This window comes from Gordonia sp. YY1 (assembly GCF_009872315.1).
GTDB lineage: Bacteria > Actinomycetota > Actinomycetes > Mycobacteriales > Mycobacteriaceae > Gordonia > Gordonia amicalis.
On sequence record NZ_WXYI01000016.1, the window covers coordinates 1 to 20536 of the forward strand.

Annotated in this window: 19 protein-coding genes and 2 tRNA genes; 12 read left to right on the forward strand and 9 right to left on the reverse strand. The window is 66.8% G+C overall.

Annotation, left to right across the window (positions count from 1 at the left end):
• Positions 1 to 184 precede the first annotated feature (184 nt).
• A complete protein-coding gene (locus tag BPODLACK_RS18145; RefSeq protein ID WP_006434784.1) occupies positions 185 to 850 on the reverse strand; it encodes a trypsin-like peptidase domain-containing protein in 666 nt (221 codons plus the stop codon).
• 332 nt (positions 851 to 1182) lie between these two features.
• Here BPODLACK_RS18145 and serA point away from each other — a divergent pair, with 332 nt between their 5' ends.
• Together serA and BPODLACK_RS18155 are read left to right on the forward strand one after the other, a co-directional pair.
• Positions 1183 to 2778, forward strand: a complete 1596-nt coding sequence (gene serA / locus BPODLACK_RS18150) for a phosphoglycerate dehydrogenase (RefSeq protein ID WP_159405878.1) — start codon at positions 1183 to 1185, stop codon at positions 2776 to 2778.
• Positions 2775 to 3785 carry a 3-isopropylmalate dehydrogenase gene (locus BPODLACK_RS18155; RefSeq protein WP_159405879.1) on the forward strand — a complete coding sequence of 337 codons (1011 nt, stop codon included), beginning with the start codon at positions 2775 to 2777 and terminating at the stop codon, positions 3783 to 3785. The genes serA and BPODLACK_RS18155 overlap by 4 nt, the downstream gene beginning before the upstream one ends.
• Positions 3786 to 3884: 99 nt before the next feature.
• On the opposite strand, the gene BPODLACK_RS18160 is transcribed toward BPODLACK_RS18155, so the two are convergent.
• Positions 3885 to 5123: an MFS transporter gene (locus BPODLACK_RS18160; protein ID WP_223121894.1), complete on the reverse strand. Its 1239-nt coding sequence runs from the start codon at positions 5121 to 5123 to the stop codon at positions 3885 to 3887.
• Positions 5124 to 5261: 138 nt separating this feature from the next.
• On the opposite strand from BPODLACK_RS18160, the gene BPODLACK_RS18165 reads away from it, so the two are divergent.
• From BPODLACK_RS18165 to BPODLACK_RS18185, 5 genes are all read left to right on the forward strand, one after another.
• Positions 5262 to 6035 carry a fumarylacetoacetate hydrolase family protein gene (locus tag BPODLACK_RS18165; RefSeq protein ID WP_006434788.1) on the forward strand — a complete coding sequence of 258 codons (774 nt, stop codon included), beginning with the start codon at positions 5262 to 5264 and terminating at the stop codon, positions 6033 to 6035.
• The gene (locus BPODLACK_RS18170) at positions 6032 to 6856 is read left to right on the forward strand and encodes an alpha/beta fold hydrolase (RefSeq protein WP_159405881.1); all 825 of its coding nucleotides are present in this window, start codon (positions 6032 to 6034) and stop codon (positions 6854 to 6856) included. The genes BPODLACK_RS18165 and BPODLACK_RS18170 overlap by 4 nt, the downstream gene beginning before the upstream one ends.
• A gap of 44 nt (positions 6857 to 6900) precedes the next feature.
• Complete coding sequence (gene gltX, locus BPODLACK_RS18175; RefSeq protein WP_159405882.1) at positions 6901 to 8379, forward strand: glutamate--tRNA ligase; 1479 nt, start codon at positions 6901 to 6903, stop codon at positions 8377 to 8379.
• An 86-nt stretch (positions 8380 to 8465) separates the two neighbouring features.
• Positions 8466 to 8537: transfer RNA gene (locus BPODLACK_RS18180), tRNA-Gln, on the forward strand.
• A 54-nt stretch (positions 8538 to 8591) separates the two neighbouring features.
• Positions 8592 to 8664 (forward strand) — tRNA-Glu (locus tag BPODLACK_RS18185).
• A gap of 127 nt (positions 8665 to 8791) precedes the next feature.
• On the opposite strand, the gene BPODLACK_RS18190 is transcribed toward BPODLACK_RS18185, so the two are convergent.
• Entirely contained in the window at positions 8792 to 9289 is a 498-nt protein-coding gene (locus BPODLACK_RS18190) for a PPOX class F420-dependent oxidoreductase (protein WP_159405883.1), read from the reverse strand.
• A 66-nt stretch (positions 9290 to 9355) separates the two neighbouring features.
• Positions 9356 to 10090 carry an IclR family transcriptional regulator gene (locus tag BPODLACK_RS18195; protein WP_006434791.1) on the reverse strand — a complete coding sequence of 245 codons (735 nt, stop codon included), beginning with the start codon at positions 10088 to 10090 and terminating at the stop codon, positions 9356 to 9358.
• A gap of 95 nt (positions 10091 to 10185) precedes the next feature.
• Between BPODLACK_RS18195 and leuC the strand changes: the two genes are divergently transcribed.
• The 3 genes from leuC to BPODLACK_RS18210 all read left to right on the forward strand — a co-directional run bounded on the left by leuC (position 10186) and on the right by BPODLACK_RS18210 (position 13067).
• Complete coding sequence (leuC, locus tag BPODLACK_RS18200) at positions 10186 to 11622, forward strand: 3-isopropylmalate dehydratase large subunit (protein WP_159405884.1); 1437 nt, start codon at positions 10186 to 10188, stop codon at positions 11620 to 11622.
• A 49-nt stretch (positions 11623 to 11671) separates the two neighbouring features.
• Complete coding sequence (gene leuD, locus BPODLACK_RS18205; protein WP_159405885.1) at positions 11672 to 12265, forward strand: 3-isopropylmalate dehydratase small subunit; 594 nt, start codon at positions 11672 to 11674, stop codon at positions 12263 to 12265.
• A gap of 184 nt (positions 12266 to 12449) precedes the next feature.
• Entirely contained in the window at positions 12450 to 13067 is a 618-nt protein-coding gene (locus tag BPODLACK_RS18210) for an HU family DNA-binding protein (RefSeq protein WP_159405886.1), read from the forward strand.
• A gap of 85 nt (positions 13068 to 13152) precedes the next feature.
• Here the strand turns inward: BPODLACK_RS18210 and BPODLACK_RS18215 are convergent, their stop codons facing one another.
• From BPODLACK_RS18215 to cofC, 3 genes are all read right to left on the reverse strand, one after another.
• Positions 13153 to 14076 carry an NUDIX hydrolase gene (locus BPODLACK_RS18215; protein WP_159405887.1) on the reverse strand — a complete coding sequence of 308 codons (924 nt, stop codon included), beginning with the start codon at positions 14074 to 14076 and terminating at the stop codon, positions 13153 to 13155.
• A gap of 40 nt (positions 14077 to 14116) precedes the next feature.
• A complete protein-coding gene (locus BPODLACK_RS18220) occupies positions 14117 to 16315 on the reverse strand; it encodes an RNA degradosome polyphosphate kinase (RefSeq protein WP_159405888.1) in 2199 nt (732 codons plus the stop codon).
• Between the two features lie 114 nt (positions 16316 to 16429).
• Positions 16430 to 17179 (reverse strand): 2-phospho-L-lactate guanylyltransferase, encoded by a 750-nt coding sequence (gene cofC / locus BPODLACK_RS18225; RefSeq protein WP_159405941.1) that lies wholly within the window; start codon positions 17177 to 17179, stop codon positions 16430 to 16432.
• Between the two features lie 125 nt (positions 17180 to 17304).
• On the opposite strand from cofC, the gene BPODLACK_RS18230 reads away from it, so the two are divergent.
• Complete coding sequence (locus BPODLACK_RS18230; protein ID WP_159405889.1) at positions 17305 to 18312, forward strand: NAD(P)H-dependent glycerol-3-phosphate dehydrogenase; 1008 nt, start codon at positions 17305 to 17307, stop codon at positions 18310 to 18312.
• A 9-nt stretch (positions 18313 to 18321) separates the two neighbouring features.
• On the opposite strand, the gene BPODLACK_RS18235 is transcribed toward BPODLACK_RS18230, so the two are convergent.
• Both BPODLACK_RS18235 and BPODLACK_RS18240 read right to left on the reverse strand, forming a co-directional pair.
• Positions 18322 to 18954 (reverse strand): DUF3515 domain-containing protein, encoded by a 633-nt coding sequence (locus BPODLACK_RS18235; protein WP_006434799.1) that lies wholly within the window; start codon positions 18952 to 18954, stop codon positions 18322 to 18324.
• A 57-nt stretch (positions 18955 to 19011) separates the two neighbouring features.
• On the reverse strand, positions 19012 to 19257 hold the full coding sequence (locus BPODLACK_RS18240; protein ID WP_159405890.1) for an Lrp/AsnC ligand binding domain-containing protein: 246 nt from the start codon (positions 19255 to 19257) through the stop codon (positions 19012 to 19014).
• Positions 19258 to 19486: 229 nt separating this feature from the next.
• Here BPODLACK_RS18240 and BPODLACK_RS18245 point away from each other — a divergent pair, with 229 nt between their 5' ends.
• Positions 19487 to 20512 carry a thiamine-phosphate kinase gene (locus BPODLACK_RS18245; RefSeq protein ID WP_159405942.1) on the forward strand — a complete coding sequence of 342 codons (1026 nt, stop codon included), beginning with the start codon at positions 19487 to 19489 and terminating at the stop codon, positions 20510 to 20512.
• The last annotated feature ends 24 nt before the right edge of the window (positions 20513 to 20536 follow it).

Below are 20536 nucleotides of genomic sequence, written 5' to 3' on the forward strand. Positions count from 1 at the left end.
TCGACACTGATAGTCATCACCCATTCCGATCCCCGCACACCCCGCCAGGTGTCTCACAAACAGCCTGACAGGATGCGGCGGCCTGGTGGAAATGCCGAAAAAGGGTGGGTTTGCGCAGGGCCCCGGGAAAGCGCGACGCCCCGGGTGGAAACCCGGGGCGTCGCGAGGGAAGTTCGATCAGACGTCAGGCGACGCGGTATCCCTTGTAGTCGGGAAGCGAGGCCACCCGGTCGAGGATCGGTTTGATGTTCGTACCGGTCTCCGGGCCGAAGCAGCCGAGGAAGTAGTAGGCGTTCACCATGCCGACGAGGCGGTCGCCGACGACGACCGGGCTACCGGAGTCGCCCTCGATCACGCACAGCTGGCTCAGATGGACGTCGCCGTCGGAGAACCAGGCGATGCCGCAGGTGTTGCCGGTGGTGCGGCCTTCCTTGCAGGCAATGGTGGGGAAGCCGATAGGCCGGGTGTCGACCGATCGGATCGTCACGCCACGGACGGTCCGGAGCGGCACCACGCGCGAGGCGTCCATCTCGATGATCGCCATGTCAAGGTCGGAGGCCGAGTAGGTGATGGTGCCGGCCTGTCCACGGTCCTGGAAGGTCTCCGAATAGACCTTCTGGCCGGGGTTGCCACAGTGGCCCGCGGTGATGCCGATCAGTTTGCCGGTCTTCGAGCGGCCGATCGTCGTCAAGGTGCAGGCCGCAGCCGAGTTCCCACCTTTGAGAACCAGGATTCCTGAGCCGCCCCCGAGGAAGATCTTCGCCGGGGCCGCGACCGCGACGCCCGCTCCCCAGCCGGCCAGCACCGTCGCAGCCAAAACCGCCAACAGTGCCGTCAGCTTCTTCGTCATCCGCTCTCCACTTCTGATTTCGCAATGCGCCGAAACGCCTGCCGCAACTCATCGCGGCAGGCGGTCAAACACACCGTACCGGGAGCCACCGTCGTTCGCTCCTGCGTGGGATCGACCCGCGGTCGGTTTGCAACCCTTCCGTGATGCAGGCAACAGCGTGTCGTAATGCTCGTCACACTCTACCCAGCCGCACGGAGGCGACTCCTCTTTTGGGGTAGACCGCCTGTTCTGAGCCATCGACCAGACCTTTAAGCTGTGGTACGGAGAGTCTCCGACGCTCCGTCCCGCCAAAGGTGAGAAATCGCACCTGCCCCGAACCTGGAGAAAAGACTGTGAGCTCTGCTGGCCGCCCGGTTGTACTCATCGCCGACAAACTGGCGCCGTCCACCGTGGAAGCACTCGGTGACGGTGTCGAGGTGCGGTGGGTCGACGGCCCGGACCGTCCCAAGCTGCTCGAGGCCGTCGTCGACGCCGACGCCATCCTCGTGCGTTCCGCGACGACTGTCGACGCCGAGGTCCTGGACGCCGGCAAGAAGCTGAAGATCATCGCGCGTGCCGGTGTCGGTCTGGACAACGTCGACGTCCCCGCCGCCACCGCTCGCGGTGTCATGGTCGTCAACGCGCCGACCTCCAACATCCACACCGCTGCCGAGCACGCGATCGCGCTGCTGATGTCGGCGTCGCGCCAGATCCCGGCCGCTGACGCCACCCTGCGTGAGAAGACCTGGAAGCGTTCGGCGTTCAACGGTGTCGAGATCTTCGACAAGACCGTCGGCGTCGTCGGTCTCGGACGCATCGGCCAACTGGTCGCCGCCCGTCTGGCCGCCTTCGAGACCCACATCATCGCCTACGACCCCTACGTGTCGCCGGCCCGCGCCGCTCAGCTCGGCATCGAGCTGGTCAGCCTCGACGAGCTCCTCGAGCGCGCCGACTTCATCACCGTGCACCTGCCGAAGACCCCGGAGACCCTCGGCCTCATCGGCGCCGAGCAGCTCGCCCGCACCAAGAAGGGTGTCGTCATCGTCAACGCCGCCCGCGGTGGTCTGATCGACGAGCAGGCACTGGCCGACGCCATCAACTCCGGTCAGGTCCGCGCCGCCGGCCTCGACGTCTTCGCCACCGAGCCCTGCACCGACTCGCCCCTGTTCGACCTCCCGCAGGTCGTCGTGACCCCGCACCTCGGCGCCTCCACCAGCGAGGCCCAGGACCGTGCCGGCACCGACGTCGCCAAGAGCGTGCGTCTCGCCCTGGCCGGTCACTTCGTGCCCGACGCCGTCAACATCACCGGCGGCGCCATCGACGAAGAGGTCGCACCGTGGCTCGAGGTCGCCCGCAAGGCCGGTGTCCTCGTCGGCGCCATCAGCAAGGAGCCGCCGACCTCGCTGGTCGTCGACGTCCGCGGCGAACTGGCCGCCAAGAACGTCGAGGTGCTCGGACTCTCTGCTCTGCGCGGTCTGTTCTCGGCCGTCCTCGACGAGCCGGTCACCTTCGTCAACGCCCCGGCCGTCGCCGAGAGCCGTGGTGTCACCAGCGAGGTGACCACCGCTCCGGAGAGCCCGAACCACCGCAGCGTCGTCGACGTCAAGGCCGTCTTCGCCGACGGTTCGATCCACAACGTCTCCGGCACGCTCACCGAGCCGCGTCTCGTCGAGAAGATCGTCAACATCAACGGACGCAACTTCGACCTCCGCGCCGAGGGCCACAACCTGATCGTGAGCTACGCCGACCGTCCCGGTTCGCTCGGCAAGATCGGCACCCTGCTCGGCGATGCCGGCGTCGACATCCTCGCGGCTGGCCTGTCGCAGGACGTCGAGGGTGGAGGCGCCACCATGATGCTGCGCGTGAGCAGCGTCTTGGCCGACGAGGTCGTCGAGGCCATCGGTGCGGCCGTGGGCGCCACCCTGATCGTCCAGGTGGATCTGTCGTGAAGCTCGCCGTCATCGCCGGCGACGGCATCGGCCCTGAGGTCATCGGGGAGGCGCTCGGCGTCCTCGAGTCCGTCGTCCCGTCGGTGAGCACCACCGAGTTCGATCTCGGCGCTCGCCGCTACCACCGCAACGGTGAACTCCTCACCGAGGCCGACCTCGAGTCGCTGCGTCGTCACGACGCAATCCTGTTGGGAGCCATCGGCGATCCGTCGGTGCCGCCCGGAATCCTCGAGCGCGGTCTCTTGCTCACCATGCGCTTCGCCCTGGACCACCATGTGAACCTGCGCCCGTCGCGCCGGTTCCCGGGTGTGTCCTCGCCGCTGGCGGGCGACCCGGAGATCGACTTCGTCGTGGTCCGTGAAGGCACCGAGGGGCCCTACACCGGCAACGGCGGCGCGATCCGCGTCGGCACCCCGCACGAGGTGGCGACGGAGGTCAGCGTCAACACCCGCTTCGGCGTAGAACGTGTGGTGCGCAACGCGTTCCAGCGCGCGCAGCAGCGTCGTAAGAAGCTCACCCTGGTCCACAAGACCAACGTGCTCGGCTTCGCCGGATCGTTGTGGAGCCGCGCGGTCGAGGAGATCGGCGCCGAATTCCCCGACGTCACCACCGATTACTGCCACGTGGACGCGGCGACCATCTACCTGGTCACCGATCCGGGCCGCTTCGACGTGATCGTCACCGACAACCTGTTCGGCGACATCATCACCGACATCGCGGCTGCCGTCAGCGGTGGCATCGGACTCGCGGCGTCGGGCAACATCGATGCCACCGGCGCGAATCCGTCGATGTTCGAACCGGTTCACGGCTCGGCACCCGACATCGCCGGCCAGGGCAAGGCCGATCCGACCGCGGCGATCCTGTCGACGGCGCTGCTTCTCCGGCATCTCGGCGAGAACGACGCCGCGGCACGGATCGAGAAGGCCGTCGCCGATGACCTTGCCGAACGCAGCGGACCGGTGAACACCAGCGAGGTCGGCAAGCGCATCCGCCAACGGCTCAGCTGAGACGTTTGGCGGATCGCCACAGATCCACCGGATACAGATCATCCCACCACCCGACCCGGGTGGTGGGATGATCTGTATCCGCCGTGTTTGCGGGGCGGGTCAGACCTCGGCCAGTTCCTCGACCCGCAGATCCTGATCATTGGGGACCAGGGCGGCGGCGACCAGCGGTGCGAGCGCGGTGACCGCGAATGCAGCCGGGAAACCGGCAGCGGCGATCAGCGCACCCAGTACGGGCGTGGTCGCGGCGGTGACCAGGAACTGGCCGGTGTTCTGTACCGCGAGTCCGCGCCCGCTCCAGTCGGGACCCGCGAACTCGGCGATGGCGGTGAACGCCAGCCCGTTGTCGGCAACCGAGATGATGCTCGCCACCGCCATCAGCGCGGGAGCGACCGGGCTGTCGAACCAATCCGCCAGTGCGAGAGCGCACATCGAGGCAACCCCGGTCACGGCGATGATGCGAACGGGGCGCATCCGTGACAGCCACGCGTCCGACCATCGGCCCGCGGCGATCCGGCCGAACGCGCCGATCACCTGGGTCACGGTGATCAGCAAGCCCGCAGCGGCCGGTGACCAGTCGTGCGCGACGATCAGCCAGGTGGGCACGAAGGTCCACATCATCGACTGCGGGATGACGAGCAGCATGCTGACGGCGTGGACGCGCGCGAGGAACGAATTGCCGCGGTACGGGTTTGGACGGGTGGCCGGAACATCGCCGGTTCCGCTCGGGGCCGCACGCCGCGGCGGGTCGCTGATCCCGACGAGCACGGCCAGCAGCCCCGCGGCCGTGATCACGGCCGGGATCGCCAGCGCCGCAGCGGGTCCCTGGGTCGCAGCGACGACCGGCATCGTCAATGCGCACACGCCGATGCCCAGGGGTTGCGCCATCTGGCGGATGCCCATCGCGGTGCCACGTTGATGAGCGGGGAACCAGCCCACCACGATTCGGCCGCTGGCCCCGTTGGCGGCACCGGAACCGATCCCGCCCACCAGGAGAGCCGCACCGACGACGACATACGACGCGTCGACGGCCGCGGCCACGGCCGCGCCGGTGGCGCCGGCCAGCGAGATCGACAGGGAGATCGCCAGGATCCGGCGTTCGCCATAGCGGTCCAGCAGGATTCCCCACAGGATGGTCGCGGTGGTGAGGCCGATCGTGGGAATGGCGGCCAGGGTCGACGCCTCGGTCAGGGTGAGTCCGGCGTCGGTGTGCAGTGAGGGAATCAGATATGCGATGCCGCTGACGACGCAGGTGGTGGTCAGCGCGGCGAGAAGTGAACAACCGAGGATGACCCACCGTCTGGTGTCGGAAATGACTCTGGCGTCATCCATGAAACTCACCTCTCTCGTTGCACACGCGGATTCGCATCGTCTGAATCTCAGAATATGGAACAAACTGTTCACATTCTAAAACCGCTGGCCGGGTCCGCCAACTCGGCTCCCAACGGATGGGATCGGTCGGTGCGATAGGGTCTGGACATGCGCTTAGGTCGAATTGCGAGTCCCGACGGAGTGGCTTTCGTGTCCGTCGAAGGGGAGGGCGACGACGCCGTCGCCAAGGAGATCGCCGAGCATCCGTTCGGCACCCCGACGTTCACGGGACGTTCCTGGAAAATGGCCGACGTCCGTGTGCTGGCCCCGATCCTGGCCAGCAAGGTGATCTGCATCGGCAAGAACTACGCCGCCCACGCGGCCGAGATGGGTGGTGAGGCGCCCGCGGACCCGGTGATCTTCATCAAGCCGAACACCTCGATCATCGGACCCGAGGTCCCGATCGTGCGTCCGCCGTCGTCGGAACGCGTGGACTACGAAGGTGAGCTCGCCGTCGTCATCGGCCGGCCCTGCAAGGATGTCAAGGCCGCACAGGCCAAGGACGTCATCCTCGGCTACACGATCGCCAACGACGTGACCGCCCGGGATCAGCAGAAGATCGATGGACAGTGGACGCGCGGGAAGAGCTACGACACCTTCTGTCCGCTCGGTCCCTGGATCGAGACCTCCTTCGACCCTTCCGACGTCGAACTCGTCACCGAACTCGACGGTGAGGTCAAGCAGCGGACGCGGACCTCGTTGATGCTGCACGACATCGGCGAGATCGTCGAGTGGATCACACGGATCATGACCCTGCTCCCCGGCGACGTGATTCTCACGGGCACGCCCGAGGGTGTGGGACCCATGGTTGCCGGACAGCGGGTCTCGGTGACCGTCAACGGAATCGGCACGCTCTCGAACCCGGTGGTGGACAAGGCATGACAGCTCCCAATACGGCACGCGTCAACGGCATCGACATCTCCTACAGCGTGGCCGGGAGCGGCCCGCTGGTCGTGATGGTCATGGGCACGGGCAGTCCCGGTCGCGTGTGGAAGGCCAATCAGGAACCGGCACTGGTGAAGGCCGGCTACACCGTCGTCACGTTCGACAACCGTGGCATCGCCCCGTCATCGGAATGTCCCGAGGGTTTCGGCCTGGATGACATGGTGGCCGACACCGCCGCGCTGATCGAACATCTCGGCCGTGGTCCGGCGATCGTCGTGGGAACCTCGTTGGGCGCCCGGATCACCCAAGAACTCGCCCTGGCGCGGCCCGACGTCGTCAAGGCCGCTGTTCTGATCGCCACCTACGGCCGCAACACGCCACTGCAGGAAGCGATCTCGGCCGGTGAGCGTGCGCTCTACGACAACAAGATCAAGCTGCCGCCGGAGTACGAGGCCGCGATCACGGCTCATCTGAACCTGTCGCCGCACACGCTCGACGACGACCGCTCCGCACGGGACTGGCTCGACATCATCGGGTTCTCGCCGCAGACGGTGACCCCGGGGGTGCGCGCTCAGCTCGAGCTCCACAACAAGGAGTCGGACCGACTCTCAGCGTATCGCAACATCACGCGCCCGACACTCGTCGTCGGGTTCGCCGACGATCGCACGTTGCCGCCCCACCTCGCGCGTGAGGTGGCCGAGGCGATCCCGGGTGCGGAGTACGTACAGATCGAACGTGCCGGGCATTTCGGCTATCTCGAACAACCGGCCGAGGTGAACCGCGTCCTCGTCGACTTCTGCGGGCGTTTCCGGGACTGAACGCGCCGGTCAGGGCTCGACGGGGTTTCGATACCCTGACGGTCATGACCAGTAGTGAAGCCGTACGAGTCCGATTCTGTCCGTCGCCGACCGGTACACCCCATGTCGGACTCGTACGGACCGCGCTGTTCAACTTCGCCCAGGCGCGTCATGACGGTGGAACCTTCGTGTTCCGCATCGAGGACACCGACTCCTCCCGTGACAGCGAGGAGTCCTACCTGGCCATCCTCGATGCCCTGCGGTGGCTCGGAATGGACTGGGACGAGGGACCCGAGGTCGGTGGACCCTACGGTCCCTACCGTCAGTCGGAGCGTCGTGACATCCACGCCGGCGTCGTCGCACGCCTTCTCGAGGCAGGGGAGGCCTACGAGGCGTTCTCCACCCCCGAGGAGGTCGAGGCGCGTCACAAGGCGGCCGGACGTGATCCCAAGTTGGGCTACGACAACTTCGATCGCGACCTCACCGACGAACAGCGCGCGGCCTACCGCGCCGAAGGCCGCAAACCGGTTGTGCGCCTGCGGATGCCGGACACCGATCTCTCCTGGGACGACCTGGTCCGCGGTACGACGACGATCAAGGCGGGCACCGTTCCGGACTTCGCGCTGACGCGTGCGTCGGGCGACCCGCTGTACACGCTGGTCAATCCCGTGGACGACGCCATGATGAAGATCACCCACGTGCTGCGTGGCGAAGATCTCCTCTCGTCGACGCCGCGTCAGCTCGCGCTGTACGAGGCACTCATCCGCATCGGCGTCGCAGAGTTCGTCCCGGAGTTCGGCCATCTCCCGTTCGTGATGGGCGAGGGCAACAAGAAGCTGTCCAAGCGCGACCCGCAGTCGAACCTCTTCCATCACCGCGACCGTGGATTCATCCCGGAAGGTCTGCTCAACTACCTGGCGCTGCTCGGCTGGGGCTACTCCAGCGACACCGATGTCTTCTCGCTCGACGAGATGATCGCCGCTTTCGATGTGCGGCAGGTGAATTCGAATCCGGCGCGCTTCGATCAGAAGAAGGCCGACGCGATCAACGCCGAGCACATCCGCCGGCTCGACACCGGTGACTTCAGCGCGCGCCTCAAGGAGTTCCTGATCGGTCACGGACACCTGTCGGAGCCGGTCGACGATGTGAGATTCGCCGCACTGGCCGAACTCGTGCAGACGCGCATCCAGGTACTCGCCGACGCCTGGGACCTCATCAAGTTCGTCTACGTGTCCGACGATGAGTTCACGATCGACGAGAAAGCCGCGAGCAAGAACCTGGGAGCCGACGCAGTGGCCGTTCTCGACGCCGCCATCGCCGCCATCGAGCCGTTGACGTCCTGGACCACCCAGGAGCTGCAGGACGCCCTCAACGCGGCTCTGGTCGACGGTATGGAGCTCAAGCCACGTAAGGCGTTCGGTCCGGTGCGCGTCGCCGTCACCGGTTCGCAGGTGAGTCCGCCGCTCTTCGAGTCGATGGAGATCCTGGGTCGCGACAAGACCCTCGCCCGTCTGGCCGCGGCTCGTGAGATCGCTGCGAAATAGGCCTCTGAGCTGCACGTTTGTGGACTTCCGGTAACCCTTTGCTATTGTCTTTCTCGGCACTTTTCCTCAGGGAAAAGGGAAGTCCGTGGGGTATGGTGTAATTGGCAACACAGCTGATTCTGGTTCAGCCATTCTAGGTTCGAGTCCTGGTACCCCAGCGAACTGAATGAGTTCGAGACCGTGCTAAGGTCTTGATCGCAACAAAGTTCCAAGGCCCCGTCGTCTAGCGGCCTAGGACGCCGCCCTCTCAAGGCGGTAGCGCGGGTTCGAATCCCGTCGGGGCTACAGAAACACCCTCTCTCTGCACTGCAGAGGGAGGGTGTTTTTCTTTGTGGTGCAGACGATCTCGCCCGTGTTGCGATGATCACATCGCGACACGGGCGAGGGGGATCCGCCTATCGGGTGGGCGGATTCACAGGAACTGGGCGGTGCTTCCCGACGCCGGCATCTCCGGGATGCCGAGCTTGCGGTGATCCCACGAACGGGTTCGTGTGGGCACCAGGCGGACGGCCACACGCTTGTGCATCATCTGCTCGACGAAGGGGCGTGATTCCTCGGTGTAGGGCGCCGTGTAGCGCTCCCAGACGCTGATCCCGACCTTCAGGCAGGAATCGGGGTCGTCGAGGATCTCGGCGGTCCCCTCGAAGCTCACGCCCCGCAGCGTGTCGTAGGTGTCGCCGTCCTCGATCATCACGGTGCAGCGGTTGTTGCGGCGGAGGTTGACCGCCTTCTGCGACTTCGACTTCGTCTCGAACCAGATCTCGCCGTCGACGACCCTGTACCACATGGCGACGAGGTGGATGCCACCGTCGGGGCCCGTGGTGGCGAGGGTGGCCGTGCGGCTGCGCGCGACGAATTCCTCGATCTCGGCGTCGGACATGACGATCTGGTTGCGTTGGTTGACTCCCATGTGACGAAGCTATCCGACCGGTCCGCTGCGCGGAACGGTCACGCCGGGAACGCCGGCGGCGGCGGGTCAGGCGCGGGAGGTCTGCAGCCGCTTGTGGATCGCGTCGGCGGCGGCGAGGAGATCGGCGGCCCAGCGGGCACCCGGCCGACGACCCATGCGGTCGATGGGGCCGGAGACCGAGATCGCGGCGACGACGTCACCATTACCGTCGCGCACGGGCGCCGAGACGCTCGCCACGCCCGCCGCGCGTTCGCCGGCACTCTGGGCCCAGCCGCGGCGTCGGATCTCGTGCAGGGCTCGCTCGCTGAACACGCTGTCGTGCAGCAGCGCGCGCTGCGTTGCCGGGTCGGCCCAGGCGAGCAGGACCTTGGCTGCGGAGCCGGCGCTCATCGGGAAGCGTGTTCCGACGGGCACGGTGTCGCGCAGGCCGGTGGGCGGTTCCATCGCGGCCACGCACACACGTTCGGCACCTTCGCGGCGGTAGACCTGGACGGATTCGCCGGTGATGTCACGGAGTCGGGGAAGGACCATCAACGCGGACTCGGTCACGGGATCATGGGCGGAGGCGGCGAGTTCGCCCAGCGCCGGCCCCGGTTGCCAGCGTCCGGTGATGTCTCGTGCGAGGAAGCGATGGGTCTCGAGGCCGACCGCGAGCCGGTGTGCGGTGGCGCGCGGAAGTCCGGTGCGCCCACACAACTCCGAGAGATTGCACGGGGCCTCGGCGATGGCGTGGAGTACCGCCACGGATTTGTCGAGTACGCCGATTCCGCTGCTGACCGCGGATGCGCTATCCTGTCCCATAGGACGATACTAGCTGTCCAAATAGTGAGATGCACGTTTCAGCGCGAGCTGAGCGCGCACCGTCCGCCGAACCCGAGAAGATATCGAGTGCAGCCATGAGCAACAGCCCAGCCCAGCCGCTAACTCTTGCCGAGAAGGTCTGGCGCGACCACGTTGTCGTGCCCGGAGAGGCCGATGCGTCCGGAAACAACAATCCGGACCTGATCTACATCGACCTCCATCTCGTCCACGAGGTCACCAGTCCGCAGGCCTTCGACGGCCTCCGACTGGCGAGACGCCCCGTGCGACGCCCCGACCTGACGATCGCCACCGAGGATCACAACGTCCCTACGGTCGACATCGACAAGCCGATCGCCGATCCGGTGTCGCGCACCCAGGTCGAGACCCTGCGCAAGAACTGCGAGGAGTTCGGTATCCGGCTGCACCCGATGGGAGACGCCGAGCAGGGCATCGTGCACGTGGTCGGTCCGCAGCTGGGTCTGACCCAGCCCGGAATGACCGTGGTGTGCGGTGACAGCCACACGGCCACCCACGGTGCTTTCGGTGCGATCGCCATGGGGATCGGCACCAGCGAGGTGGAGCACGTCCTCGCGACGCAGACCCTTTCGCTGCGCCCGTTCAAGACGATGGCGATCAACGTCGACGGCCAACTGCCCCCCGGTGTCACGGCCAAGGACCTGATCCTGGCGATCATCGCGAAGATCGGCACCGGCGGTGGACAGGGCTACGTCCTCGAGTACCGCGGCGAGGCGATCCGCAACCTGTCGATGGAAGCGCGGATGACCGTGTGCAACATGTCGATCGAAGCGGGCGCCCGCGCCGGCATGATCGCTCCCGACGAGGTCACCTACGAGTTCCTCAAGGGTCGTCCGCACGCTCCGAAGGGTGCCGAATGGGATGCGGCTGTTGAGTATTGGGACAGCCTGCGCACCGACGACGACGCCGTCTTCGACGCCGAGGTCCACATCGACGCCGGCGAGTTGACCCCGTTCGTCACCTGGGGGACCAACCCGGGGCAGGGTGCGCCGCTGGGAGCGACCGTCCCGGACCCCGCCGACTTCGGTGACGAGGTCGCATCGAGCGCCGCGTCGAAGGCCCTCGAGTACATGGATCTCCAGCCGGGTACGCCGTTGCGTGACATCAAGGTCGACACGGTGTTCGTCGGATCGTGCACCAACGGTCGCATCGAGGACCTGCGCGCGGTCGCCGACATCCTCAAGGGCCGCAAGATCGCCGACGGCATGCGGATGCTCATCGTGCCCGGTTCGATGCGCGTGCGCGCCCAGGCCGAGGAAGAGGGCCTCGGGGAGGTCTTCCTGAACGCCGGCGCCGAATGGCGACAGGCCGGATGCTCGATGTGTCTGGGGATGAACCCGGATCAGCTCGCGCCCGGTGAGCGGTGCGCCTCGACGTCGAACCGCAATTTCGAAGGGCGGCAGGGCAAGGGCGGACGCACCCACCTGGTGTCACCGGCCGTCGCGGCCGCCACCGCGATCCGCGGGACGCTGTCCGCTCCGGCCGATCTCGGTTGAGTAACCCCCAGACCACATTCCAGACAACTTCCGAACAGGGACTTTCATCATGCAGCCGTTCACCGAACACACGGGCATTGGCGTCCCGCTGCGCCGCAGCAACGTCGACACCGACCAGATCATCCCGGCCGAATACCTGAAGCGGGTGACCCGCACTGGCTTTGAGGACGGTCTCTTCGCCGGGTGGCGCACCGACCCGGACTTCATCCTCAACAACGAGCCGTGGAGCAACGGCTCCGTTCTGGTCGCCGGGCCGGACTTCGGCACCGGTTCCTCGCGCGAGCACGCGGTATGGGCGCTGTCCGATTTCGGGTTCCGCGTGGTGATCTCGTCCCGGTTCGCCGACATCTTCCGCGGGAATGCCGGCAAGGCCGGACTGGTCGCCGCCCAGGTCGAGCAGTCCGACGTCGAGTTGCTGTGGAAGCGACTCGAGGAGAGCCCCGGGATGGAAATCACGGTGAGCCTTGTCGATAAGAGCGTCACGGCAGGAGACCTCGTGGTGCCGTTGGCAATTGATGACTACACCAGGTGGCGCCTGATCGAGGGTCTCGACGACATCGGATTGACGTTGCGGCAGGTAGACGCGATTTCCGAGTACGAGTCGAAGCGTCCGTCGTTCAAACCGAGGACTCTCGCGGACTGACCGGAGACCCCTCTCGAGGCCGCGCGGACGGCCGGGTCCCGCGACGCGGAGACCCTGTGAGCTGCTATGCGATTTCGCAACACGGCGTCCTAATTGGCGTGGAAGATGGACGTTTTCAAATTCGACGTTTACCGTGTGTGGGTAGCTGGCCGAAAACCGGTCAGATCAGCTTGCGGAGGTACTCATGAACAAGGCGGAGCTCATTGATGAGCTGACCAAGAAGCTCGACGCGGATCGCAAGACTGCGACTGAAGCCGTCGAGCTCGTCGTCGACACGATCGTTCGCGCGGTCAACAAGGGCGAGAGCGTGACGATCACCGGCTTCGGTGTTTTCGAGAAGCGGAAGCGTGCGCCGCGCGTCGCTCGCAATCCGCGCACCGGCGAGACCGTGAAGGTCCGTGCTACTTCGGTTCCCGCGTTCCGTCCGGGTGCTCAGTTCAAGGCCGTCGTGGCCGGCAAGCAGAAGCTCGCCGCCACCGGTCCGGCTGTGAAGCGCGGCAGCGGCACCACGGCGGCCAAGAAGGCTGCTCCGGCCAAGAAGACCGCAGCCAAGAAGGCTCCGGCCAAGAAGACCGCGGCCAAGAAGGCTCCGGCCAAGACCACGGCGGCCAAGAAGACCACCGCGGCAAAGAAGACCACGGCGGCCAAGAAGACCGCGCCGGCCAAGAAGACCACGACCGCGGCGAAGAAGGCTGCTCCGGCCAAGAAGGCTGCTCCGGCCAAGAAGACCGCAGCCAAGAAGGCTCCGGCCAAGAAGACTGCGGCGAAGAAGGCTCCGGCCAAGAAGTCGACGCGCCGCTGAAGACCGGCCCGGTAGGGCACACCGTTTTTCAGATCAACCCCTGGTGACTTCCCCACCAGGGGTTGATCTGTGTTCGGAGGGACTCTCAGTCGGACGGAAGCGGACTCGCGATGTGATCGGCCGCCACGAGCCGGCCGTCGTGGAGCGAGCACACCCACACGCTGCCCTTGCGGTTCGAGGCCTTCGGCAGGGTGATGCCGTCGTGCTCGGCCCACCAGTCCATCAGCGGTGGGATCACCTTGCCCTGACTGCACACCGCCAGGGTGTCCGGCATTTCGGACGCGAGCTCCCGGATTCGGCGTTGTGCCGCGGTCGGATCCGCGCGATAAACCTCCTCGGAGAGGTCCGGCTCGCTGCGGGACTCGACACCGAGACGGGAACGTAGCGGCTCCAGTGTCTGCTCGCAGCGCACTCGATCCGCGGAGTGGATCCGTTGCGCACCGAAGGCCAGCAGCAGCGGGACAAGCGCCGCTGCCTGGGTTCGTCCGAGGGCGTCGAGCGGGCGGAGGCGGTCGTCACCTCTGTAAGCAGAGCGCCTTCCCGCCTTGGCGTGGCGCACCAGCAGCAACGTGTGCAGATCGGCCGGCAGTCGCGTGAACTCGCGCAGGATCTCGCGATCCAGGTCGTAGCTCAGCGTCTTTCGCGCTTTCTCGACCGTGAGCCAGCGTAATTCGTCGACCTCGTCGTCGGGGGTGAACGCACCGTTGTCGCCTCGCGCGGACCAGTAGCGCACATGCTTGCGCCCCGACCCGAGGTCATAGTGAACATCGCCGAGGTGCCGTCCGAGGACGACGTGTTGTCCCGTCTCCTCGGCGATCTCACGGACCGCGGTGTCGACCAGGGTCTCGCCCGGCTCACCCTTCCCCTTGGGGATGGTCCAGTCGTCGTAGCGCGGCCGATGGACAACGGCGATCTCCATGTCGTCCGGAGCGGTGGAGCCCGACGTACCCGGCCGCCAGACGACGGCGCCGGCGGCCCACACACTTTTCCGAGGCACCGTCTTCGTCATCGGGAATCGCTGCCCGGATGCGGCGTCAAGGCGGAGCCGGTCACGAATTGATCTCCGGCCGACGACGATTGCGGCGCATCATCTGTCGCTGATGGTCGCGGACCTCCTCGCCCGCGGCAGGGGAGGCCACCCAACTGCCGTCGGTCTGCAGGACCCAGCATCGCGTGCGCGGGTCGAGCGCCGAGGCGAAGATGTCGCCGAGTTCACCGGCGAGGCGCTTGTCGCGCACGTTCACCATCACCTCGATCCGACGATCCAGGTTGCGATGCATCATGTCGGCGCTGCCGATCCAATACTCGTTCTGGGCACCGAAATGCAGGATGCGGGAATGTTCGAGGAACTGGCCGAGGATCGACCGGACGTGGATGTTGTCGCTGACGCCGGCAATCCCCGGACGCAGAGCGCTGATCCCGCGGACCACGACATCGACCGGGACCCCTTCCTGCGAGGCCCGGTACAGCGCGTCGATCACCTGCTCGTCGACCAACGCATTGGCCTTGAGCTGCACGCGAGCGCGGTCGTCGCCCGCGCGGAAGAGTTCGATCTCGCGGTGGATGCGCTCGATGATGCCCGCCCGGATGCCCTGGGGGGCAACGAGGATGTTGCGGTACTCCTTCTTGCGTGAATACCCGGTCAGTGTGTTGAACAGGTCCGTCAGGTCCGCGCCGATGTCGGGGGCGGCGGTGAGCAGGCCCACGTCCTCGTACAGCCGCGCGGTCTTCGGGTTGTAGTTGCCGGTACCGATGTGGCAGTAGCGCTTGATCGTCGAACCCTCGCGGCGGACCACCAGACAGGTCTTGCAGTGCGTCTTGAGCCCCACCAGTCCATAGACGACGTGGACACCGGCCTGCTCGAGTTTGCGCGCCCACTTGATGTTGGCCTGCTCGTCGAAGCGTGCCTTGATCTCCACCAGCGCCACGACCTGTTTGCCCGCCTCGGCGGCATCGATGAGCGCATTGACGATCGGGGAATCACCCGAGGTGCGGTAGAGGGTCTGCTTGATCGCGAGAACCTGTGGGTCGGCCGCCGCCTGTTCGATGAAGCGTTGCACGCTCGTGGAGAACGAATCGTACGGGTGATGAACGAGGACGTCGCCCTCGCGCAACGTCGAGAAGACACTCTTGGGTGTCTCGCGCTCGCCGAACGCCGGATGGGTTGCCGGCACGAACGGACGATCCTTCAGATGCGGCCGATCCAGGTCGTAGATCTCGAAAAGCGATGAGAGATCGAGCAGACCGGGCACCTGGATGACATCGGCCGGGTTGACGTCGAGCTCTCGCAGCAACAGCTCGAGCATGTGCTCGCTCATGTCGTCGGCGACCTCGAGCCGCACCGGTGAACCGAATCGGCGTCGGGCGAGTTCACGCTCGAGGGCCTGCAGGAGATCCTCGTCGCGGTCCTCCTCGACCTCGAAATCGGCGTTTCGGGTGATCCGGAAGGCATGATGTTCAACTACTTCCATGCCCGGGAACAACGTGCCGAGATTGGCCGCGATGAGATGTTCCATCGGCAGGAACACCGCGCTCTTCGTGTGCGTCCCGTCGTCCGGGCCGCGGTAGGGCGCAAGCTGATCGACCCGGATGAAGCGGTTCACGTTGTCCGGGACCTTCACTCGGGCGAAGTGCTCGCCGCTCTCGTTGATGTCCTTGACGGTCACCGCGAGATTCAGCGACAGGCCACTGATGTACGGGAACGGGTGAGCCGGGTCGACAGCGAGCGGGGTGAGGACGGGGAAGACCTCGTCCTGGAAGTAGTCGACCATCCGGGCGCGCTGGTCATCGGTGAGCTGTGACCAGGACACGACATAGATGTCGTTGTCGGCCAACGCCGGTCGGACCGAGTCGAGGAAGACGCGGGCGTGACGGTCGGCGATGCTCTGGGTCCGCCCGGCGATGCGCATCAGCTGCTCCCGCGGGGAGAGTCCGTCTGCCGATCGGACCGACAGGCCCGTCTCGTCGCGGCGTTTGAGGCCCGCGACCCGGACCATGAAGAACTCATCGAGGTTGGAGGCGAAGATGGCGAGGAACTTCGCGCGTTCGAGCAACGGCAGCGAGGTGTCCTCGGCGAGTGCCAGCACCCGGGAGTTGAAGTCGAGCCAACTCAATTCTCGGTTGAGATACCGATCGTCGGGCAGGTCCGCGGACTCGTCGGGGACGAGCGTTGCGGCCGGCGGGGCATTGGGGATCGGCGTGGTCGTGACCGTGGCGGTCGTCGATGAGGTGTCGTCGGCAGGGCTCACCCATCAATGATGACCCATACTCGGAGCCCGTGGCATGAGCAGGACCCGTGAACCCCGTCGTCCACGGCACGATGTCCCTGTCGCCGTCACACGACAAGCGAAGTCATGCGGCAGTCACAGACGACGCAGAGCCTCGGCGGTGTGGGGGCCGATGCCGAGTGCGCGTGCGGCGACGAGATCGGTTGCGGTGTCGACGTCTGTGCGCAGGTCGATCCACCGGGTGTGTGCGGGGTCGAGTTCGACGGCGCCGGCAGCCCGGTGCGCAGCCGCCGAACCCGGGCCGAATCGAGGTGCGTCGTCGAGAGCGCCGGTCTCGTCGGGGAGGAGATTGCCGTGCAGGAGAACCGTGCCGGTACCGTCGCGGTCGGTCAGGAAGCTGAGACGGTGTGCCGGCGCCTCCCGCAGGACCGCGCGCAGCGAATCGCTGGTAGCGGCCGGCAGGTCGGCCTGCACGAACACCAGCCGCGTCGAATCCGGCCATGTCTCACGGGCCCACCGCGCACCGTGGCCGAAGGCGCTGTTGAGGCCCGAACCGGCGGTGGGCGAGTCCACCTCGGGTAGTCCGTGCGTGCCCGCCCGTCGCGCCGCGGCAAGTACCTCGTCGTCCGGACTGACGACCACCACTCTCGAGACGCCGGCACCTCGAAGGGCCTCGACGGTGTCGAGAAACATCGCCAGGACAAGAGAGCCCCGCGTGGTCGGTTCGTCGTGGCCGGTGGCGGCCGACAGCGTGGCCACCAGCCTCGACTTCGCGCGCTGGAGACTCTTGACGGCCAGCACGGCCGCGACAGTCGCCCCGCCGGCCGCGGGGCTCCCCGTGGCGGCGCTGAGGTCGACGCTCATGTCGACGGCGCTGTGGTCCATGCTGACCATCATGGTGCACCGCGCGATGGTGGGTGACATTCCGGGTCGGTCAGCCGGTGCGTGGCATTAGGGTGGGCAGGTAGTCGTTCGGTCCGAAGAGACGGACCCGGGGCAGGAGGAGTGCGGTGCGCGCGGCGGTCATGGGTGCTGGTTCCTGGGGTACGGCGGTGGCGAAAGTCCTCGTGGATGCGGGAACCGAGACGATCATCTGGGCACGACGCCCGGAACTGGCGGATGCGATCAACTCCGAACACGTGAACCCGAATTATCTGTCGGACATCACGTTGCCCGGCGAGCTGACGGCCACCAGTGACGCGGTGGACGCACTGACAGGTGCCGACATCGTCGTGTGCGGCGTGCCGTCGCAATCCCTGCGGGAGAACCTGACGCAGTGGACCCCGCACATCGGTTCCGACGCATCGCTCGTGTCGCTGGCCAAGGGCATCGAGACCAGCACGCTGTTGCGGATGAGTGAGGTCATCGCCGAGGTCACCGGCGTCGCCGATGACCGGATTGCCGTGCTCACCGGACCCAACCTCGCGCATGAGGTCGCCGAGGGGCAGCCGGCGGCGACCGTCATCGCATGCGTCGACGAGTCCCGCGCCGTCACCCTGCAGAGCGCATTCAGCACCCGCTACTTCCGGCCGTACACCAACACAGACGTCATCGGCTGCGAGATCGGTGGCTCGGCCAAGAACGTGATCGCGCTCGCCTGCGGCATCGCGAGCGGAGTCGGATTCGGTCAGAACACGCTCGCCACGATCATCACGCGCGGCCTTGCGGAGACCATCCGTCTCGGGGTGGCCGTCGGCGCACAGATCGAGACCCTGGCCGGGCTGGCAGGAGTCGGCGATCTGGTCGCGACCTGCTCGTCGCCGCTGTCCCGGAACCGGACCTTCGGAGCCCGACTCGGCGAGGGCGCGACGATGGCCGAAGCCCAGGCGGCCACCAACGGACAGGTCGCCGAGGGTGTGAAGTCGTGTTCGTCGGTGCGCGCGCTCGCCGAGAAGCACCAGGTGCCGATGCCGCTGACCGACGCGGTGCACAAGGTGTGCCATGACGGGCAATCGGTCGCCGACGCGATCAACTCCCTGCTCGGCCGCAGCGCCAAGCCGGAGATCTACCGGGACTGACCTGAAGAGTCAGCCGAAGTCGAGCGGACCGCGTTCGAGCGTCTGGTCGATGAGGCCCGAGATGTCGGTGATCGGACCGTTCCCGGCATTGGACGGAACCCACAGTGCGACGTAGGGACGATGATCGACGCTCACGTAGGCCTGTCCGGAACCGTCGACGGTGTCGGTGATGAACCACTGCACACCGGCCCGGCCGGCCGCGTGGATCTCCTGCAGGTTGCTCGTCGGGGACAGCTCGGCCGGCCGCGTCACGCCGCAGCGCAGCGTCAGGTCGTCGCCGGACGCTTCCGCGGGCCAGGTCGCGCGGTCCCCGGAGATCTCCTTGTCGCCGAATCCTTCGAACCGCTGGGGCGCCGCGTCGAGCAGACGCGTGCAGTCCGCAGACGCGCTGCCGTCCGAGGCGTATGACTCGACGGGGTTCACCGTCTCGGGCCGCAACGCGGCGAAAGCGATGAAGCCCGCGATCACCATCACCGGGATGGCGACGAGAGTCGCGATGAGCGCAGGACTCAGGCGGGAGCCGGCACCATACCGCTCGTCGACCGCAGGGTCCTCCGGGCCGGCAAGGTCACCGGCCGCCGGGTCGTCCGCCTTGTCGTTCTCGGGATCCTGCGGGGTGTCATCCGAACCTGCTGACGTCACGCCACCACACTAGGAGCCGGCCGCGTCCTGGCCGAAGCCGGGACCGGCAAACCCGATTCAGCGGGTGTGGCCGACCACCGGGCAGGTCAAGGTGCGGGTGATCCCGGCGACCTTCTGGATCTGGGGAACCACACTCTCGGTGAGCTGCGTGGCATCGGCGGCATCCACCCGGACGATCACGTCATAAGGTCCGCTGACCTCTTCGGATGAGGCGACCCCCGAGATCTCGGCGATGGTCGCCGCCGCGAGGGCGGCCCGACCGACCTCGGTCTGGATCAGTATGTACGCCTGAACCACGGGCATCCTCTCCGTTTGTGCCCCCATCGCCGACACGGGGTCGAATCCGGCGGCAGTGGGCGCTGCGCGGCGAACACCGTTCGCCGTGAGCCCAATACACTGTGGCACACATTGTCACCGACAATCCCGTTCGCGCGCGACTCGACGGGGACCCGACGAGAGTGAGACCGGACAAGTGACCTCCGACGACGTCGGCACCGAGCGCCTCGACACTGTCGACACCGATCACACCGACATTGTCGACACCGACCACACCGATTCTGTCGACCCCGACACCGTGGGGGAGATCGGTGAGCGGGCGGTGATCGCCGCGCTCACCGCAGCGGCGACCGCGGCCGGACCCGCCGACGACATCGTGATCGGCTCGGGCGACGACGCGGCCGTCCTCGAGATCGGTGGGTCGGCGGTGATCAGCACCGACACGGTCGTCGAAGGACGGCATTTCCGGTTCGACTGGTCGACGCCGCAGCAGGTCGGGGCGCGGGCGGTGGTCCAGAGTTCGGCCGACGTCGCCGCGATGGGCGGCCGGACGACCGGGCTCGTCGTGTCCATCGCCTGCCCGTCCGCTACTCCCGTGAGCGTCGTCCTCGACCTCAACGACGGAGTCGTGGGCGCCGCACATGCCCTGGGCGCACGGGTTCTCGGTGGTGACCTGGTCGCAGCGGAACAGGTGGTGGTGAGCGTCACCGCCGTCGGGGCGCTCGAAGGTCGCCGGCCGGTCTCGCTGGGCGGTGCCCGCAGCGGCGATGTCCTCGCGGTGAGTGGTCCGCTGGGCGCCAGTGCAGCCGGTCTCGCGGTGTTGTCGACGCCGGGCATCGACGAGTCACTGTGGTCCGAAGTCGTTGCTCTGCATCGTGTTCCGATGCCCGACCTGAGCCAGGGGCCCGTCGCGGCCGCGGCCGGAGCGCATGCGATGACGGACATCTCCGACGGGCTCGTCGAAGAACTGATCACCATGTCGCGTGCCGCGCAGTTGGCGATGGCCGTCGAGGCCGACGCGGTGCCACGGCGTCCCGATCTGGCGCCACTGGCCACGGAACTCGGTGTCGAGGTGGACGAATGGGTGCTGACCGGGGGTGAGGATCACCACCTTCTCGCCGCCTTCGACGTCACGTCCGTGCCCGAGGGCTGGACGGTGATCGGGTCGGTCCGGGAGGCCTCTTCGCCGACACCAGAGGTGTGGGTCGACGGCCGGCGCGTCGGCGGACCGGACGGGCCCGATCTGCACGGGTGGCAGTCGTTCGCCGTTCCGCGCGGATGATGGGGCGGATCCGTGCGGTTCCGC

Excerpts from the sequence above, each read along its gene's own strand:
- BPODLACK_RS18215 (WP_159405887.1), bottom strand. The coding sequence starts at position 14,076 with ATGACGAAGACGGTGCCTCGGAAAAGTGTGTGGGCCGCCGGCGCCGTC.
- BPODLACK_RS18240 (WP_159405890.1), bottom strand. The coding sequence starts at position 19,257 with ATGCCCGTGGTTCAGGCGTACATACTGATCCAGACCGAGGTCGGTCGG.
- gltX (WP_159405882.1), top strand. The coding sequence starts at position 6,901 with ATGACCAGTAGTGAAGCCGTACGAGTCCGATTCTGTCCGTCGCCGACC.
- leuC (WP_159405884.1), top strand. The coding sequence starts at position 10,186 with ATGAGCAACAGCCCAGCCCAGCCGCTAACTCTTGCCGAGAAGGTCTGG.
- BPODLACK_RS18190 (WP_159405883.1), bottom strand. The coding sequence starts at position 9,289 with ATGGGAGTCAACCAACGCAACCAGATCGTCATGTCCGACGCCGAGATC.
- leuD (WP_159405885.1), top strand. The coding sequence starts at position 11,672 with ATGCAGCCGTTCACCGAACACACGGGCATTGGCGTCCCGCTGCGCCGC.
- BPODLACK_RS18145 (WP_006434784.1), bottom strand. The coding sequence starts at position 850 with ATGACGAAGAAGCTGACGGCACTGTTGGCGGTTTTGGCTGCGACGGTG.
- BPODLACK_RS18170 (WP_159405881.1), top strand. The coding sequence starts at position 6,032 with ATGACAGCTCCCAATACGGCACGCGTCAACGGCATCGACATCTCCTAC.
- BPODLACK_RS18210 (WP_159405886.1), top strand. The coding sequence starts at position 12,450 with ATGAACAAGGCGGAGCTCATTGATGAGCTGACCAAGAAGCTCGACGCG.
- BPODLACK_RS18165 (WP_006434788.1), top strand. The coding sequence starts at position 5,262 with ATGCGCTTAGGTCGAATTGCGAGTCCCGACGGAGTGGCTTTCGTGTCC.
- cofC (WP_159405941.1), bottom strand. The coding sequence starts at position 17,179 with ATGGACCACAGCGCCGTCGACATGAGCGTCGACCTCAGCGCCGCCACG.
- BPODLACK_RS18195 (WP_006434791.1), bottom strand. The coding sequence starts at position 10,090 with ATGGGACAGGATAGCGCATCCGCGGTCAGCAGCGGAATCGGCGTACTC.